The sequence below is a fragment of the Cognatilysobacter bugurensis genome, assembly GCF_014652095.1.
Lineage (GTDB): Bacteria > Pseudomonadota > Gammaproteobacteria > Xanthomonadales > Xanthomonadaceae > Cognatilysobacter > Cognatilysobacter bugurensis.
In genome coordinates this window covers 1436683-1452231 of record NZ_BMYD01000001.1, presented here as the reverse complement: position 1 = coordinate 1452231, position 15549 = coordinate 1436683, and the positions used below count along the sequence as shown (strand labels likewise).

At 70.5% G+C, this 15549-nt stretch carries 14 protein-coding genes; 6 read left to right on the top strand and 8 right to left on the bottom strand.

From position 1 onward, the window contains the following. Nucleotides 1–66 precede the first annotated feature (66 nt). The 5 genes from IE075_RS06575 to IE075_RS06555 all read right to left on the bottom strand — a co-directional run bounded on the left by IE075_RS06575 (nt 67) and on the right by IE075_RS06555 (nt 3241). Nucleotides 67–498 (bottom strand): putative toxin-antitoxin system toxin component, PIN family, encoded by a 432-nt coding sequence (locus IE075_RS06575; protein ID WP_229792347.1) that lies wholly within the window; start codon nt 496–498, stop codon nt 67–69. 29 nt (nt 499–527) lie between these two features. Continuing rightward, a complete protein-coding gene (locus IE075_RS06570) occupies nt 528–1262 on the bottom strand; it encodes a Cif family virulence factor (protein WP_189454889.1) in 735 nt (244 codons plus the stop codon). A 20-nt stretch (nt 1263–1282) separates the two neighbouring features. After that, nucleotides 1283–1942, bottom strand: a complete 660-nt coding sequence (locus IE075_RS06565) for a hypothetical protein (RefSeq protein ID WP_189454427.1) — start codon at nt 1940–1942, stop codon at nt 1283–1285. Between the two features lie 58 nt (nt 1943–2000). Continuing rightward, on the bottom strand, nt 2001–2588 hold the full coding sequence (locus tag IE075_RS06560; protein ID WP_189454425.1) for a hypothetical protein: 588 nt from the start codon (nt 2586–2588) through the stop codon (nt 2001–2003). Between the two features lie 173 nt (nt 2589–2761). Continuing rightward, entirely contained in the window at nt 2762–3241 is a 480-nt protein-coding gene (locus IE075_RS06555) for a M23 family metallopeptidase (RefSeq protein WP_229792388.1), read from the bottom strand. Between the two features lie 341 nt (nt 3242–3582). Here IE075_RS06555 and IE075_RS06550 point away from each other — a divergent pair, with 341 nt between their 5' ends. Then, entirely contained in the window at nt 3583–4104 is a 522-nt protein-coding gene (locus tag IE075_RS06550) for a hypothetical protein (RefSeq protein ID WP_189454421.1), read from the top strand. 39 nt (nt 4105–4143) lie between these two features. On the opposite strand, the gene fusA is transcribed toward IE075_RS06550, so the two are convergent. Continuing rightward, nucleotides 4144–6198: an elongation factor G gene (gene fusA / locus IE075_RS06545; RefSeq protein WP_189454419.1), complete on the bottom strand. Its 2055-nt coding sequence runs from the start codon at nt 6196–6198 to the stop codon at nt 4144–4146. A gap of 232 nt (nt 6199–6430) precedes the next feature. Between fusA and IE075_RS06540 the strand changes: the two genes are divergently transcribed. Together IE075_RS06540 and IE075_RS06535 are read left to right on the top strand one after the other, a co-directional pair. Then, entirely contained in the window at nt 6431–6865 is a 435-nt protein-coding gene (locus IE075_RS06540; RefSeq protein WP_189454417.1) for an OsmC family protein, read from the top strand. 234 nt (nt 6866–7099) lie between these two features. Further along, the gene (locus tag IE075_RS06535; RefSeq protein ID WP_189454415.1) at nt 7100–7885 is read left to right on the top strand and encodes an alpha/beta fold hydrolase; all 786 of its coding nucleotides are present in this window, start codon (nt 7100–7102) and stop codon (nt 7883–7885) included. Between the two features lie 292 nt (nt 7886–8177). On the opposite strand, the gene IE075_RS06530 is transcribed toward IE075_RS06535, so the two are convergent. Both IE075_RS06530 and IE075_RS06525 read right to left on the bottom strand, forming a co-directional pair. Then, the gene (locus IE075_RS06530; protein WP_189454414.1) at nt 8178–9053 is read right to left on the bottom strand and encodes a PhzF family phenazine biosynthesis protein; all 876 of its coding nucleotides are present in this window, start codon (nt 9051–9053) and stop codon (nt 8178–8180) included. 34 nt (nt 9054–9087) lie between these two features. Next, nucleotides 9088–9951 (bottom strand): PhzF family phenazine biosynthesis protein, encoded by an 864-nt coding sequence (locus IE075_RS06525; RefSeq protein ID WP_189454412.1) that lies wholly within the window; start codon nt 9949–9951, stop codon nt 9088–9090. Nucleotides 9952–10116: 165 nt separating this feature from the next. Here IE075_RS06525 and IE075_RS06520 point away from each other — a divergent pair, with 165 nt between their 5' ends. The 3 genes from IE075_RS06520 (at nt 10117) to murD (ending at nt 15530) form a co-directional block, all read left to right on the top strand. Continuing rightward, nucleotides 10117–12690, top strand: a complete 2574-nt coding sequence (locus IE075_RS06520) for a bifunctional aspartate kinase/diaminopimelate decarboxylase (protein WP_425489343.1) — start codon at nt 10117–10119, stop codon at nt 12688–12690. Between the two features lie 91 nt (nt 12691–12781). Beyond that, nucleotides 12782–14131, top strand: a complete 1350-nt coding sequence (gene murL, locus IE075_RS06515; RefSeq protein WP_425489357.1) for a UDP-N-acetyl-alpha-D-muramoyl-L-alanyl-L-glutamate epimerase — start codon at nt 12782–12784, stop codon at nt 14129–14131. After that, on the top strand, nt 14112–15530 hold the full coding sequence (murD, locus tag IE075_RS06510) for a UDP-N-acetylmuramoyl-L-alanine--D-glutamate ligase (protein ID WP_229792346.1): 1419 nt from the start codon (nt 14112–14114) through the stop codon (nt 15528–15530). The genes murL and murD overlap by 20 nt, the downstream gene beginning before the upstream one ends. The last annotated feature ends 19 nt before the right edge of the window (nt 15531–15549 follow it).

Sequence of the window (15549 nt, the reverse complement as noted above, 5' to 3'; positions counted from 1 at the left end):
CCGCGCGGGTCGCGTCCATTGCTCAAAGCCATGGCGCGTCGACTCGAAATTATCGCGTCATTCCGTTCACCGGGCCCCGGGCCGCATCGGGCCATCAGGTGTCCACAAGGCCGGCTCGACGATGTCGAACCAACCTTCGCGCGCGGTGCGCCGGGCAAGCGCGAGCAACGCGCGGTCGCGGGTGATGAGCCAGCGCGCGTCCGTCACCAGCGCGAGTTCGAGGAACTTCTGATCGTCCGGATCTTCGCACCGCGGCAGCGGGTGCGGCGGCGCGGCGGTCTCGACGCGATGGCTGCGGCGGTGGAACTCCGTGTCGATGGTGGCGCGACGGCCGGGGTCGAGCGCGAGCGCCGGGTAATCCAGCACGCGGTGCCACTCGGCGACGCAGGCGGCGTCCACCACCGCGGTCACCGTGCCTGCGCACAGCGCCGCGTTGAGCCGGGCCGCGCGCGGGTCGCGGAACACCAGTAGGTCGAGCCACGCGTTGGTGTCGATCACCGCGCGCGGCGCGGTGGGGTCCGGCGGGCTCAGGGCGCAGATTCGCGCAGGCGCGTGCCGGCGATGCGCCAGCCGGCCGACGGGTCGACCGGGTCGCGGCGCAGGGTGTAGTGACCGGCGAGGCGCCGCTCGCTGCCGTCGCGACGGCGCAGCGTGAGCGTGACGGGGACGCGGGCAAGCGCGGTGTCGGCGCGCGTGGGCGGCGCGATGTCGACTGCCAGGCTCTCGACGGCCGCGAAGCCGTCGGCGAACTCCTGAGGCGTCTGGCCGCTTGCGCGGCCGCCGTCGGCCCACAGCCCGTACGCGCGGCCGAGCGCGCCTGCGTTGATCGCCGAGTGGTATTCACGCACAACCGCTATCGCTTCCTCGGCAGCCAGCGCGTCGACGGTCACGGGGGGCTCGGGCGCGGGTGGTGCGGGTGGGGGCGGCGGAGCGCCGGGGTCCATGGGTTGAGGCGGCGGGAGCGGCAGCGGGGCGCCGGTAGCCGGGTCGATTGGAGCCGAGGGTGGCGCGCCTTCGACCGGCAGCGGGAGGCCGTCGGCGCCGAGCGCGGGGTCCGCGGACGCGACCTCGGGCGGCCCGCTTTCATTTGGACCCGGCTCGTCGGGCATGCCGGTGACGCCCGTGCCGGGCGCCCCAGCCGGCGCCGGCAGCGCGGCGCCCCCGCGTTCGTTGCCTGCGGCGGGACCCGCCTGCGGCGCAGCCGAGTCGCCGTTGCAGGCGGCAAGCGCGAGGGTCAGGACGACAAGCGGGAGGCGGGGCATGCGCATGCGGAAAGCTACTGTCAGGGGCCGAGTTGGATGACGACGCGACCGGGCTCGATCCGCGTGCCCGAGATGCGGCGGGCGCCGATGCGCGCAAGCAGGCTGTCGTCGAAACGATGGATCGGTTCGTCGCGAGCGTAATCGACGAGCCAGCGGTTGAGCGCGCTGCGTGCCGTGTCGTTCATGACACCGCCGAGCGCGGGGATCTCCACGCGTTCGAGACTCGGATCGAGCAGGTGCAGCCCGCGCGTGGCGGGATCGTAGCGCAGCGCACTCGTCACCGCGATGCGCCCGTCGGGCGTGTCGCCACCGCCGCGGGGCCCACCGAATCCGACGTCGAAGTCCACGCGCAGCCGACCGCCGCCACTCGGGATCGACAGCCGCGGGTTCATCAGTTTGACCGTGGCGAGTCCGCCGAGTGCTTCGTAATCGCGCGGAAAACGCCTTTCGAGCGACTGCTGCAGTTCCGGCGTCGAGAACGCGAATTCATTGCCGAACAGCACCGTGCCCACGCGCGTCGCGCAGCCCGTGATTAGGACGAACAGCGCGAGCATGATCGCGACGGCGAGCGGCTGCACGGCGCCGGTTCGGACAGCGCGGGCGCCTTTCTCGCAGGCCGGGGGCGGCGTGCGAGCAGTGCCGAGGGCACGTGTGGCGGTGCGGTCGAGGGATTGAGTCATCGCGGGTCTCCGTTCGGGCAGCGGCCGCCATCGTCGCGCGCCGCGATGAATCCGGGCTTCACCGAATGACCAGCCGCAGCGATGCGCCCGAGATCTCCCAGCGCGCACGCACCGGGTCCCGTCGCATGCGGTAGTGCCCGTTCAACCGGACCGGTCCGTCGCTTTCGAGGTGGGCGACCAGTTGCACCGGCACCTCCAGGGATGCGGGAATCTCGTTGCCAGTCGGCAGCGCCGGCGACAGGTTCTGGATGCGCAGAGCGCGCAGCGGCCCTAGCTCACGCAAGCCGGATTCATCCTGGGCGGCCGGACGACGGTTCGGCTGCCAAAGCGCGTCGGCTGTCTCGAAGTCCTGCGCGCCCACGGCTTGCAGGTATGCGTGCACTGCGTCGATCGCCTCCGAGACGGCCTGCGTCCGGCGGGCGTGAGCGGCGGCATCCGCTGCGCTCGTCTCGGGCTGGGTGCTCGCGGGCGCGACGGACGCAACTGGTTCGTCGCCGCCCGTCGCCGGCTGGGCAGCTTCCATTTGGCCGCTCCGGTCGGAACCGGCGCACCGCGCGATGGCAAGCACGCAGGCCACCAGCATCACGGCCGCCGCGATCGCAGCAGTGCGGGTCCACCATGGAGCGGGAGCGGTCTGGCGCGGCATGGGCATCCTTCGTGAAGCGCGAGCGTAGCGGATGCGCTGCGCTCGCGGCGGGGCAGGGTTACCGCACGAACACGGTCTGCGTTACGGCCGCGCGCGGAGGCGTGCAGTGCGTCGTATTCCGCATCGAGAACGGGCATCAATGCCGATGTCGACGAACACGGCGGCTCAACGGTTCAGTGCCTGGCGCGCAACCGCGGCAACGGGTCGATCGGGCCGTTGCCGGTGTAGATGCCGTAGTGCAGGTGCGGCGGCGTGCCGCGTGCGTTGCCGGTCGTGCCGACGGTTCCAAGCGTCGTCCCGGCCTCGACGACATCGCCGGGCGCGAGCGCATAGGCCCAGTCGTCGAGATGCGCGTAGTAGTGCCGCTCGCGACCGGGACCGAGCACCCAGACCTGCCGGCCGCCGAGTCCGCCGTCGCGCACCGACGTGACCAGCCCTCGCGTGGTGCTGCGCACGGCTGTGCCGCGCGGAGCGAAGATGTCGACACCCTGATGCGTGCGATCGCGTCCGCGTGGCGCGCCCCAGGTGTCTGCGATCGCATCGGGGCGCACGCCCTCGACCGGGACCGGCAACGCGTCGGGCGGCGGCATGCGCACGAGCTCCGCGAGCAGGCGGGGCTGCCGCATCTCGGGCCGGTGCCAGAACCAGTGCATTCCCGCGTACGCGGCAAGTCCGAGCACCGTCCAGATCACGACCTGCCACGCCGCTGACGTGTAGTCCCGCGTCGCTGCGGTTTGCGCCGGTGGCGATGTGGGGTCAACTGGTGCAGACGAATCCGGCATGCGCTGAATCTAGCGACGCACGCGGACACGGCGCGTCGTGGCCAGGCGGCGTGGTTGGACGACGATGCGCGTCATGACCGATGGGGCGCTGCTCCCGCTCGGTTTTACCCGGGGCCGCCATGTGCAGGTCGGAGCATGGAAAGTGGGCGGAAGCAGGTAAAAACCGGCTTTTTTCACGCGGTCCCACCGTCTGCGCGACGTACTGTGCCTTCGTGTCCGCCCGCCCTGTCATCGACCGCCGCATCGCTGCTCGCAGTCTGGTCTGCGCGATGTGGCTCGCGTGCGCGTTCATGGCGCTCGCAATGCCTCAAGCGGCAGGACACGAACCGCTGCGGCTGCGCGCGTTGCTCATCACGGACGTGCGCGCGGGCGACTCTGCACCGCCGGATCTCGGCCTGCGCGGCGAAGCGCGTCTCACACTCCACGATAACGCTGCGCGCCTCGATCTGGTCGGCTGGTCCCTGCCGCCGCAGGTGCGTGACGTCACGCTTGCGCTCGAAGGCGACGGCGGCGCCCGGGACGCGCTGCTCGCACTGCCGCTCGAGCGCGACGGTGACGAAGGCCGGGTGATCGGCGCCCAGATCCCGATCGAGCCGGCGGTGCAGCGGCGGCTCGCGCGCGGCGAAGGGCGACTGCTGTTGAAGGACGACGAAGGCGCCACGATCGCGGGCGCTCTGCGCGCCCACGGCCACCGCGCTGTCGGAACTGCCGAGCGGTCGCAGCCCGACCTCTGAGTTCGCCGCGGCCCGCCCGATGCGGGCCGCGGCTCGACGTCAGTCTTCCTCGTGCCGGGGCCTGTAGCCCGCGCCGAGCTTCTGCTGCACCTGGACGGGCACGGGCTCGTAGTGGCTGAAATCGAGCGAGTACCGCCCGCGACCGGCCGTCATCGACTTCAGCTCGGCCGCGAAGCTCTCCAGTTCCGACAGCGGCACTTGTGCCCGTACGACGACTTCGCCCCGTGCGCCGTCGGTGCCGTTGATGCGCGCACGCTTCGCCGCAAGCGCGCCGCTGATGTCGCCCATGTGCTGCTCGGGCGCGCTGACCTCCAGGTCGACAATCGGTTCGAGCACCTGCGGCTTGGCCTTCGCGACCGCGTCGAGAAACGCTTTCTTGCCGGCGGTCACGAACGCGACCTCCTTGCTATCGACCGGGTGGTGCTTGCCGTCGTATACGCACACCCGTACGTCCTGCATCGGGTAGCCGGCCACCGCGCCGCCCGCGAGCGCCTGCCGCACGCCTTTCTCGACCGCGGGCAGGAACTGGCCGGGGATCGTGCCGCCCTTGACCTCATCGACGAACTCGAAGCCGGCGCCGCGCGGCAACGGTTCGACGCGCAGGAACACCTCGCCGAACTGGCCGGCGCCGCCAGTCTGCTTCTTGTGCCGATGGTGCCCTTCGGCCGGCGTGGCGACGGTCTCGCGATACGCAATGCGCGGTGGCCGCGAGGTCACCTCGACGCCGTACTTGTCGCGCAGCCGGTCCAAGTTGATGCGTAGATGCAGCTCGGACAGCCCACGGATCACGGTCTCGTTCGTCTCGGCTTCGTGCTCGACGGTGAAGCAGGGGTCTTCTTCGGCGAGCTTGTGCAGCGCGGTCGAAAGTTTTTGTTCCTGGCCCTTGCGCGCGGCCTCGACCGCGAGCCCGAACATCGGTTTGGGAAACTGGAGCGCGGCGAGGTGCACGTGGTCCTCGTCGTGGGAATCGTGCAGCACGGCGTCGAAATGCAGCTCGTCGATTTTCGCGACCGCCGCGATGTCGCCCGGCACGGCCTCGTCGATCTCCACGTGCTCGCGCCCCTTGAGCTTGTACAGATGGCCGACCCGCACCGGCTTGCGACCATCGTCGACGAACAATTGGCTGTCGCGCCTGATCGTGCCCTGGTACACGCGAAACACCCCGAGCTTGCCGACGAACGGGTCGTTGACCACCTTGAACACGTCGGCAATCACGTGGCCCTCGGCGTCGGGCTTCGTGTCGAGGGGGCGGGGTTCGCCGCTGCCGTTGATGACCAGCGCAGGCGGGTTGGCCTCGGCCGGGTTCGGGAACAGCCGCTCGGCGACGTCCAGCAGCTCGCGCACGCCGGTGCCGCTGCGCGCCGAGCAGAACAGCACGGGCACGAGGTGACCCTCTCGCAAGCACTGCTCGAACGCGTCATGCAGCTCCTGCCCCGACAGTCCATCCTCGCCGCTGTCGAGGTAGTGCTCCATGACCGTTTCGTTGATCTCGACGACCTGGTCGAGGATCTTCTGGTGCCAGTCGGCCACCGGACCGAGATCGCTGTCGCCCGCGCGCTGGCCGAAGCAGTCGACCACGCGAGTGCCGCCGTCGGCGGGCAGGTTGAGCGGCAGGCACTCGGCGCCGAACGTCGTGCGCAGCTCGTTGAGCAACTGCGCAAGGTCGGCGCCGTGGTCGATCTTGTTGACGATGATGACGCGACAGAGGTCGCGCGCCTTCGCGTACTCCATCATCCGGCGCGCGCCGTACTCCACGCCGGTGTCGGCGTCGATGACGATGGCGACGGTTTCTACTGCGGCCAGCGCCGACAGCGCGGGCCCACGAAAGTCCGGGTAGCCGGGCGTATCGATGAGGTTGACGTGGATCGGGCCGTCGCGGGTGTCGTGGTCGATGCTCGCGACCGCGAGGTCGAGCGAATGGCCGCGCTGTTTTTCGATCGGATCGAAGTCGGACACGGTGCTGCCGCGTTCGACACTGCCTGCCGTGGTGATCGTGCCGCCGGCGTGCAGCAGGGCTTCGAATAGCGTGGTTTTGCCGGCGGCGGGGTGGCCTGCGAGGGCGACGTTGCGGATGGAGGCGGGGGCGTAAGGCATGAGCGGACTTCTCCCTGTGGTTGGGCTGAAGGCCGTCATGGCTGTCCGCGCTGCGCGCCCGAGCGTGGGCGCTCGGCGGGCGGTCATGGCGGGGGTGCCGGCAGTGGCTGCCGGCCGGTCGAGCGTCCTCCCGTCGCGACGCGCGGTCAAGGCCCCGTCCGCTCGTGCCATGCGCGCGTCACGGCACGGCCGCTACGCTGCGCGTCCTTTCGATCGACCGAGGATGTGCACCATGGCCATTACCCGTCACGCGACCGCCCGCTGGGAAGGCGACCTCAAGTCCGGCGAAGGCCGGCTGTCGACGCCGCAGAGCGGCCTGCTCGACGGCACGCGCTACGGTTTCAATAGCCGCTTTGGCGATGAGAAGGGCACGAACCCCGAAGAGCTCATCGCCGCCGCGCACGCGGGCTGCTTTGCGATGGCGCTGTCGGCCAAGCTCACTGAGGCCGGGCACGCGCCGACGCGCCTGGACGCGCGTGCGAACGTCGAACTGTCGATGGACGGCGGGCCGAACATCTCGCGTATCCGACTGACGGTTGAGGGCGAGGTGCCGGGCTTGGATGCGGAGCGCTTCAAGCAGATCGCGAATGACGCCAAGGAGAACTGCCCGGTGTCGAAGGCGCTGTCTGCAGTGACGATCGAACTCGAGGCAAAGCTCGCTTCGTAAGCCTTTTTGTCGAGTGTCGCGCCGGACGCAGCACTCGACGGAACGTTTTTGTCGGGCGGCGCGGGCGCAGACACGCGTCGCCGCGACTGCGCAGTCGCATCGGTTCGACGCAGGTCGAGCCGGGGCATTCGGCCTGTGATTGCGCTTCGCTGGGACAACCGCACGATGGACCGCGCGACCGCGCGACCGCGCGACCGCACCCCAGCGCGGATGCAAAGGCGCGACACTTCGCGCATGAGCGACATCGACACACAAAGGCCACCGGGCCGCGTTGCCGCTGGGCGTTACCAGGACGACTTACGAACGGGCATCGCCCACGCGCTGTGCGTGCACGGCGCCGGCGGTGGCGCATGGGAATGGGCGCTGTGGCGGGGCGTCTTCAACGCGCACGGTGTCGAGTGCGGGGCGATCGACCTGCAGCCCGCAGACGGTGGCCCCGCATCGACCGGCGTTGACGACTACGTGGCGCAGGTCCGCATCGCGCTCACGGCCATGCCGCGTCCGCGTGCGCTCGTTGGCGCGAGCCTCGGCGGTCTGCTGGCGCTCGCATGCGCGGATGACGCCGACGCGCTCGTGCTCGTCAACCCGCTCCCGCCCACACCGTGGGCGTCGCGACTGCCGCCGCACACGTGGCCCGACGTTGTGCGCTGGAGCACCGATGCACGTCTCGCGTCGACGAGGCGCGCGCTGTTCGACTCCGACGAGGCGACCGTCATCGAGGCCATGCGCCGCTGGCGCGATGAATCCGGACGCGTGCTCCGCGACGCGCATGCCGGACTCGACGTCGAACCGCCGCGCTGCCCGGTGCTGTGCATCGCGTCGGGTCGCGACGAAGACGTTCCGCCTGCGCTCACCGCCGAATGCGCATTCGCGTGGAGCGCAGATTTGATGCGCCTGCCCGAGGCGAGCCACGTCGGCCCGCTGCTCGGTCGCGAGGCGACAAGCACGGCGGCGCGTGTCGTGGGCTGGTTGCAGGCACGGCGCGACCGAAGCGGCGAACTGCGCGTTCCTCCACGCTGAGGCGGCTCCCACGACGCAGTGCGAGCGAGCGCGACGGGTGCTCCCAAATGTCGCGTGTGCTGGAAATGGCCGCAGCGCATGGATCCTCCGCCGTCTGCAATCCGCGAACTGTCGCCAGTCACCCACTGCCTGTCGCCCGTCGCCGGCGGTCGTGCACCGCGGCCTGTGCCGACATCCGCATCGGCGCGCAGCAAGCGGGACTACGGGTCGGGACTGAAAGACCAGGCGCCCCCTTGGTGGAGGTCCGCGCAATGCAGCGTAATCCATCGCCGTGCACACGCACGGCGCGTACTCACCAGTCGATCGTGCCCTGCACGACGTTGCACACGCGGCCGCCGGACCAGACCTCGCCATCGGCATCCACACGCAGCTGCAGGCGCGCATCGAACCCGACCTCGCGGCCCTGGCTCACGACATAGCGGCCGTCCGTTCCGGGCAGCGCGCCGCGCTCGTTGAGCCACGCCGCGAGCGTCGCGTTTGCGGCGCCCGACGCGGCATCTTCGAAATGCGCGGGCGCGCCCACGAACGCACGCACCACGAGGTCGTACTCGCGCCCCGCATCAGCGCGTGCGTACGCGCACACGCCCATGCTCTGCGTGACTTCGGCGAGCGCGCAAATCGCGGCCCAGTCCGGCGTCGCGCCGCGCAGCGCGGCTTCGCTTTCGACCTCGACCAGCCACCAACGGCGCCCGCCGTCCATGAGCACCGGCGGCAACGCGCCGGCCGGCAGCGAGGCGACCGCTTCGACGAGACGCACGTCGGTGCGCTCGGCGACTTCGACCACGCGCGCACGCGGCGTGCGCACCGCGATCGTGCGATCTCCGCCGTCACCGTCGACCGACAGCGGCAGCACGCCCGCGAGGCCTTCCTGATGCACGCGGCCGTCGCGCGGCGTCGCGAGGCCAGCGGCGAGCACGACACTCGCCGTGCCAACGCTCGGGTGTCCGGCAAACGGCACTTCGCGGCGCGGGCTGAACATGCGCACGCGGTAGTCCGCGCCGGGCTGCGTCGGCGCGAACACGAATGTCGTCTCCGGCAGGCGCGTCCAGCGCGCGATCGCCTGCATCGTCGCGTCGTCGAGGCCTTCGGCGTCTAGCACGACCGCGAGCGGGTTGCCGGCGCCGGGGCGATCGGCGAAGACGTCGAGCTGCACGAAACGGCGGGTCATGGCGGCGGGGTCCGGCGTGGGGGCGCGCAGCTTATTACCAATCGACCGAGCCGCGGATGACCGCCTGCACGGCGCCGCCGATCCAGACCTCGCCTTCGGCGTCCACACGCACCTCGACGCGGCCATCGCGACCGACCTCTCGGCCCTGGCTCGCGAGGTAAGCACCGCCCCGGCCCGGCACGCGGCCCGCATCGGCGAGCGCGGCGGCGACGCAAGCGTTTGCGCTGCCGGTCACCGGATCCTCGGGGATGCCGTCGGCCGGGCAGAACGCACGCACGACGACGTCGTGCGGGGCGCCGTCGCACACGGCGAACACGGAGAGTCCCACCGCGCCGTCGTGCAGCGTGAGTTCGGAAATCGCCGCGAGGTCCGGCCGCATCGCGCGCACCGCCGCTTCGCTCTCGAGTTCGACCACCCACCACTGCGGGCCGTTGTCCCACAGCGCCGGCGCGAGCGCGCCACGTGGCACGCCGGCGAGCGCTGCATCGAGCAAGGTCTCGGAGCCGGCCGGGGCGTCGACGCGCTTCGCGCGCGGTGCGCGCACGCTCACGGTCCGGCCCGCTCCGATCTGCACCGGCAACCGCCCGGCCGCGCACTGCTGCACGAGCGCGCCGTTGCCGGTTTCAGCCAGCTCGGTCTCGAGCGCGGCCCATGCGGCGCCCACGCTCGGATGCCCGGCGAACGGCAACTCCTGGCGCGGCGTGAAAATACGCACGCGATAGTCTGCGCCGGCCTCGGGCGGCAGCAGGAAGATCGTCTCCGACAGGTTCGTCCAGTTCGCGAACGCCTGCATCGCCGCGGTGTCGAGCCCGTCCGAATCGACGACGACCGCGAGCGGGTTGCCGGCGCCGGGCCGGTCGGCGAACACGTCCAGTTGCAGAAAGCGGCGTTGCGTCATGCGGGGGCTCCGGCGGCGTCGACTAGAATGAAACGTTATTCGCCAGCAAGCGGCGAACCGTCGATTCTATGGCCCCGCGTGCCGGCCCTTCCCGGCGCGCGCGTCATTTCGACATGCCCGATCAACCGGTCGGTTTTTCTCTCGCTCGAGGCCAATGCGGTGCAAGTGAATCGTTGGGTCGTACTCAAGTTCGGCGGCACGTCCGTGTCCCGCCGCAACCGTTGGGACACCATCGGAACGCTCGCCGCCAAACGCCTGGCCGACGAGGGTGCGCGCGTGCTCGTCGTGGTGTCGGCGCTGTCGGGCGTGACGAACGAGCTGCAAGCAATTGCGCACGGCGATCGCGTCGCGGGACGCATCGCCGCGCTCGTCGAACGCCACCGCGCGTTCTGCACCGAGCTCGATCTCGATCCTGACACCGTGCTCGGCGAGCGCCTCGACGCGCTACAGGCGCTCGCAACCGACCCGCGCGCAGCCACGCGCCCGCTGGACTGGCAGGCCGAAGTGCTTGCGCAGGGTGAGTTGCTCTCTTCGACGCTCGGCGCGGCCTACCTGCGCTCTCGCGGGCTCGACATCGGCTGGTGCGATGCGCGCCAGTGGCTGACTGCGGTGTCGCTGCCAAACGCGAGCGAGTGGTCGAAGCGGCTGTCGGTGAACTGCCGCCACGACGGCGACACCCCGACGCGCGAGCGCTTCGCGCAGCAGCCCACGCGCGTGCTGATCACCCAGGGCTTCATCGCCCGCCACGACGACGACGGCACGGCGATTCTCGGCCGCGGCGGCTCGGACACCTCGGCCGCGTATTTCGGCGCGCTGCTCGGCGCGGCGCGTGTCGAGATCTGGACCGACGTGCCCGGCATGTTCAGCGCGAATCCGCGCGAAGTGCCCGACGCGCGCCTGCTCGCGCGGCTCGATTACGCGGAGGCGCAGGAAATCGCAACGACCGGCGCGAAAGTGCTGCACCCGCGCTCGATCGCGCCGTGCCGCGACGCGAACGTGCCGATGGCGATCCTCGACACCGAGCGCCCGGACCTGCCCGGCACGCGCATCGACGCGTCGGCCGCGACGGTGCCCGGCGTCAAGGCGATCAGCCGCCGCAACGGCATCGTGCTCGTGTCGATGGAATCGATCGGCATGTGGCAGCAGGTCGGCTTCCTCGCCGACGTGTTCGAACGCTTCAAGCGCCACGGCCTGTCGGTCGACCTCATCGGCTCGTCGGAGACCAATGTCACCGTCTCGCTCGACCCGAGCGAGAACCTCGTGACGAGCAACGTGCTCGAAGCGCTGAGCGCGGACCTCGCCGAGGTGTGCCGCGTGAAGGTCATCGCGCCGTGCGCGGCGATCACGCTGGTGGGCCGCGGCATGCGCTCGCTGCTGCACAAGCTCTCCGATGTGTGGGCCACGTTCGGCGAGGAGCGCGTGCACCTGATCTCGCAGTCGTCGAACGATCTGAACCTCACGTTCGTCATCGACGAAGCCGACGCCGACGGCCTGCTGCCGCAGTTGCACGCCGAGCTGATCCGCGGCGGCGCGATGCCGGTCAACGACGACACGGTGTTCGGCCCGAGCTGGCGCGAGGTCGTGCACGGCCGCGTGCCGCGCGCGACGCCTTGGTGGGCGACGCGGCGCGAGGCGCTGCTGGAGTTCGCGCAGGCGGGCACGCCCCGCTACGTCTACGACCTCGACACGGTGCGTGCCCGCGCGCGTGCGCTGCTCGCGACGCCGGCGATCGACCGCGGCTTCTATGCGATGAAGGCGAATGCGCACCCGGCGATCCTGCGTGCGATCGTCGAGGCGGGCTTCGGGCTCGAATGCGTGTCGCTCGCCGAGATCGAGCACGCGTTCGCGTCGGTGCCGGATCTCGCCGCATCGAACGTGCTGTTCACCCCGAGCTTCGCGCCGCGCGCGGAGTACGACGCCGCGTTCGCGCGCGGCGTCACCGTCACGATCGACAACTGCGAGGCGCTGCAGCGCTGGCCGGAGACGTTCCGCGGCCGGTCGCTGTGGCTGCGGCTCGATCTCGGACACGGCGAAGGCCATCACGAGAAGGTGCGCACCGGCGGCGTCGCCGCGAAGTTCGGCCTGCCGCTCGCGAGGTTCGACGCGTTCGTGGACGCGGCGCGCCGGCTTGGCGTACGCATCACCGGCCTGCACGCGCATCTCGGCAGCGGGATCGACGTGCCCGGCCACTGGCGCGAGGTCTACGCGAAGCTCGCGGGCCTTGCGGACGGCGTCGGCACGATCGAGACGATCGACATCGGCGGTGGCCTTCCGATTCCGTACACGCCCGACGCGCAGGACTTCGACCTCGACACCTGGCGCGCGGGGCTCGCCGAAATCAAGGGCGCGTACCCGCGCTACGGCCTCGTCATCGAGCCGGGCCGTTACCTCGTCGCTGAAAGCGGCGCGCTGCTGCTCACCGTCACGCAGGTGATCGAGAAGGATGGCGTGCGCCGCATCGGCGCGGACGCAGGCATGAACGCGCTCGCACGGCCGGCGATGTACGACGCCTACCACGGCATCCACAACCTCGGCCGCCTCGACGATATGCAGCTCGCGACGTTCGACGTCGTCGGCCCGATCTGCGAAAGCGGCGACGTGCTCGGCCGCGACCGTCGCCTGCCGGCTGCAACCGCCGAAGGCGACGTGCTCGTCGTCGCCGACGCGGGTGCGTACGGCATGGCGATGGCGAACACCTACAACCGGCGCGCGCTGCCGGCCGAAGACGTGATCGGCTGAGCGCGCGCGAAACGCGGACGGCCTGAACCGACCGCGGCAACACAACCGGCAGGCTTCGGCCCGCCCACAGGTCAAACCGATGAGTGAGTGGATGTTCCAGCGCGACGCAATCGAATCGTTCCGCTTCGTGCGCTGCACGTTCGATGCCGACACCGGCGTCGCGCGGCTCGTGTACGCGTTCGACGACGGCCCTGAGCTTGTCGAGACGATCACGGTGCCCGGCGCGCCGTTCGCACTCGACGACGTACGTGCCCAGGCCGCCGAGCGCGCGTTGCGGCTGCTGCACCTGATTGCCGGCGTGAGCTATTACAAAGCTGCGGTGCCGGGCTCGATCCGCATCGAGTCCTACGAGATCGACGCCGACACTGCGGCGCTGCTCGACACGGTCTACCTCAATGGTCTTGGCGAATTCGCGTACCGCAACGGGCTCGACCTGCGCGAGCGGATCCGCTTTCCTGCCCAGGCCGGCCGTTCCGATGCCGCGCCCGCGCTCGGCCTGCGCACGCACGCGCTCGTCGCAATCGGCGGCGGCAAGGACTCCCTCGTCAGCATCGAGGCGCTGCGCGCTGCCGGCATCGAGCAGACGGTGACATGGATCGGCGGCTCGCAGCTCATCGCCGACTGCGCCGCGCGCACGGGCCTGCCCACGCTCAACATCGGCCGCACGCTCGCGCCGCAGCTGTTCGACTACAACCGCGACGGCGCATGGAACGGGCATATCCCGGTCACCGCCGTGAACTCGGCGATCCTCGCGTTCGCCGCAGTGCTGCTCGGTGTCGACCAGGTCGTGTTCTCGAACGAGCATTCGGCGAGCTACGGCAGCCTCATCGAGGGCACGGGCGAGGTGAACCACCAGTGGTCGAAGGGCTGGGCGTTCGAGTCCGCGTTCGGCGAGCACCTGCAGCGCTTCATCGCCGCCGACCTTGCGTACTACTCGCTGCTGCGCCCGCTCAGCGAACTCGCGGTCGCACGCCAGTTTGCGAAGCTCGATCGCTACGACGCGCATTTTTCGAGCTGCAACCGCAACTTCCACATCCGCGGCGAGCGACCGGCGAGCCGCTGGTGCGGCGTGTGCCCGAAGTGCCACTTCGTGTTCCTCGCGCTCGCGCCGTTCATGTCCAAGCCGCGGCTGGTCGGCATCTTTGGTCGCAACCTGCTCGACGAGGCGTCGCAGACGGCGGGCTTCGATGCGCTGCTTGAGTTCCAGGACCACAAGCCGTTCGAATGCGTGGGCGAGGGACGCGAGTCGCGCGCCGCGATGGCCGCGCTCGCGCAGCGGCCGGAATGGCGCGAGGACGCAATCGTCGAGCGTTTCGCGCGCGAGATCCGGACGCAGCTCGACGCAACAGCGCTCGGCATCGAGCCCTTGCTGGAACTCGATGCACAGCACCGCGTGCCTGCGCCACTCTGGGAGCGCGTCCGTGCGCATTTCGGCGCTTGAGCGCATCGCGGCCGATGGGGGTCGCATCGCGCTTTGGGGTTGGGGGCGCGAGGGGCGGGCGGCGTATCGCACGCTGCGTGCGGCCAATGCGACCCTGCCGCTGACGGTGTTCTGCGCGCCCGACGAGGTCGCCGACCTCCACTCGTTGGGTGACTCCGCGCTTACAGTCGAAACCGAGGCGACGGCCGACGCGCTCGCCGCCTGCGCGGTCGTTGTCAAATCGCCCGGCATCAGCCCGTATCGGCCCGAGGCGCTCGCGGCGCGGGAGGCGGGCACGCGCTTCATCGGTGGCACCACGCTCTGGTGCGCGGAGCGCGCGGACGCGGAGGGCACCCTCGCACACACGGTCTGCGTGACGGGCACCAAGGGCAAGAGCACGACGAGCGCTCTGCTCGCGCACCTGCTGCGCGCCGGGGACCATGTCACCGCGCTTGCCGGCAACATCGGCCTGCCGCTGCTCGAGCTCCCGGAAGCCGGGGTCGATTTCCGCGTGATCGAGCTGTCGAGCTACCAGACCGGCGACGTCGCCGCGAGCGGCGTGCGGCCGGCGGTCGCGGTGGTGCTGAACCTCTTTCCGGAACACCTCGACTGGCACGGTTCGGATGCGCGCTATGTCGAGGACAAGCTCAAGCTCGTGACGGAGGCGAAACCGCGCATTGCCGTGCTCAATACGCACGACGCACGGCTCGCGGCGCTGTCGCTGCCCGACAGCGAGGTGCGCTGGTTCGGGCACGCCGAGGGCTGGCATCTGCGCGGTGATGCGCTGTACCGAGGCGAGCGCTTCGTGATGGACACCGCGACGCTGCCGCTGCCGGGCCGCCACAACCGCGGCAATCTCTGTGCAGTGCTGACCGCGATCGAGGCGCTCGGCCTCGACGCCGCCGCACTTGCGCCGCATGCGGCGTCGTTCCGGCCGCTGCCGCACCGTCTGCAGCCGCTCGGCACGCGCGACGGCGTGCTCTACGTCAACGACTCGATCAGCACGACGCCGCACGCGAGCCTCGCTGCGCTCGACTGCTTTCGCGATCGTCGCGTCGCGCTGCTCGTCGGCGGCCATGACCGCGGCGTAGACTGGCAGGCATTCTCCGATGCGCTGCGCGACGGCGTCGCTCGGCCGCAGGCAATCGTCACGATGGGGCAGAACGGTCCGCGCATCCACGCACTGATCGAGCCCCTCGCAACGCAGTGCGGCATTGCACTTTCGGCTGCGTGCGATCTGCGTGATGCAATGACGCAGGCGCGCGAGGCGCTGGACGGCGAGGGCGTCGTGCTGTTGTCGCCGGGCGCGCCGAGCTTTGGGGTGTATCGGGATTACGTCGAACGCGGCCGTCACTTCGCCTCGCTCGCCGGCTTCAATCCCGATTTGATCAGTGCGATTCCGGGGCTCGGCATCGCCTGAGTTTCACGCGTGGCGAGCG

Coding starts and splice junctions, on each gene's coding strand:
- IE075_RS06540 (WP_189454417.1), top strand. CDS start 6,431: ATGGCCATTACCCGTCACGCGACCGCCCGCTGGGAAGGCGACCTCAAG.
- IE075_RS06555 (WP_229792388.1), bottom strand. CDS start 3,241: ATGCACTGGTTCTGGCACCGGCCCGAGATGCGGCAGCCCCGCCTGCTC.
- IE075_RS06525 (WP_189454412.1), bottom strand. CDS start 9,951: ATGACGCAACGCCGCTTTCTGCAACTGGACGTGTTCGCCGACCGGCCC.
- IE075_RS06570 (WP_189454889.1), bottom strand. CDS start 1,262: ATGCCCCGCCTCCCGCTTGTCGTCCTGACCCTCGCGCTTGCCGCCTGC.
- IE075_RS06530 (WP_189454414.1), bottom strand. CDS start 9,053: ATGACCCGCCGTTTCGTGCAGCTCGACGTCTTCGCCGATCGCCCCGGC.
- IE075_RS06560 (WP_189454425.1), bottom strand. CDS start 2,588: ATGCCGCGCCAGACCGCTCCCGCTCCATGGTGGACCCGCACTGCTGCG.
- IE075_RS06535 (WP_189454415.1), top strand. CDS start 7,100: ATGAGCGACATCGACACACAAAGGCCACCGGGCCGCGTTGCCGCTGGG.
- fusA (WP_189454419.1), bottom strand. CDS start 6,198: ATGCCTTACGCCCCCGCCTCCATCCGCAACGTCGCCCTCGCAGGCCAC.
- IE075_RS06565 (WP_189454427.1), bottom strand. CDS start 1,942: ATGACTCAATCCCTCGACCGCACCGCCACACGTGCCCTCGGCACTGCT.
- murL (WP_425489357.1), top strand. CDS start 12,782: ATGTTCCAGCGCGACGCAATCGAATCGTTCCGCTTCGTGCGCTGCACG.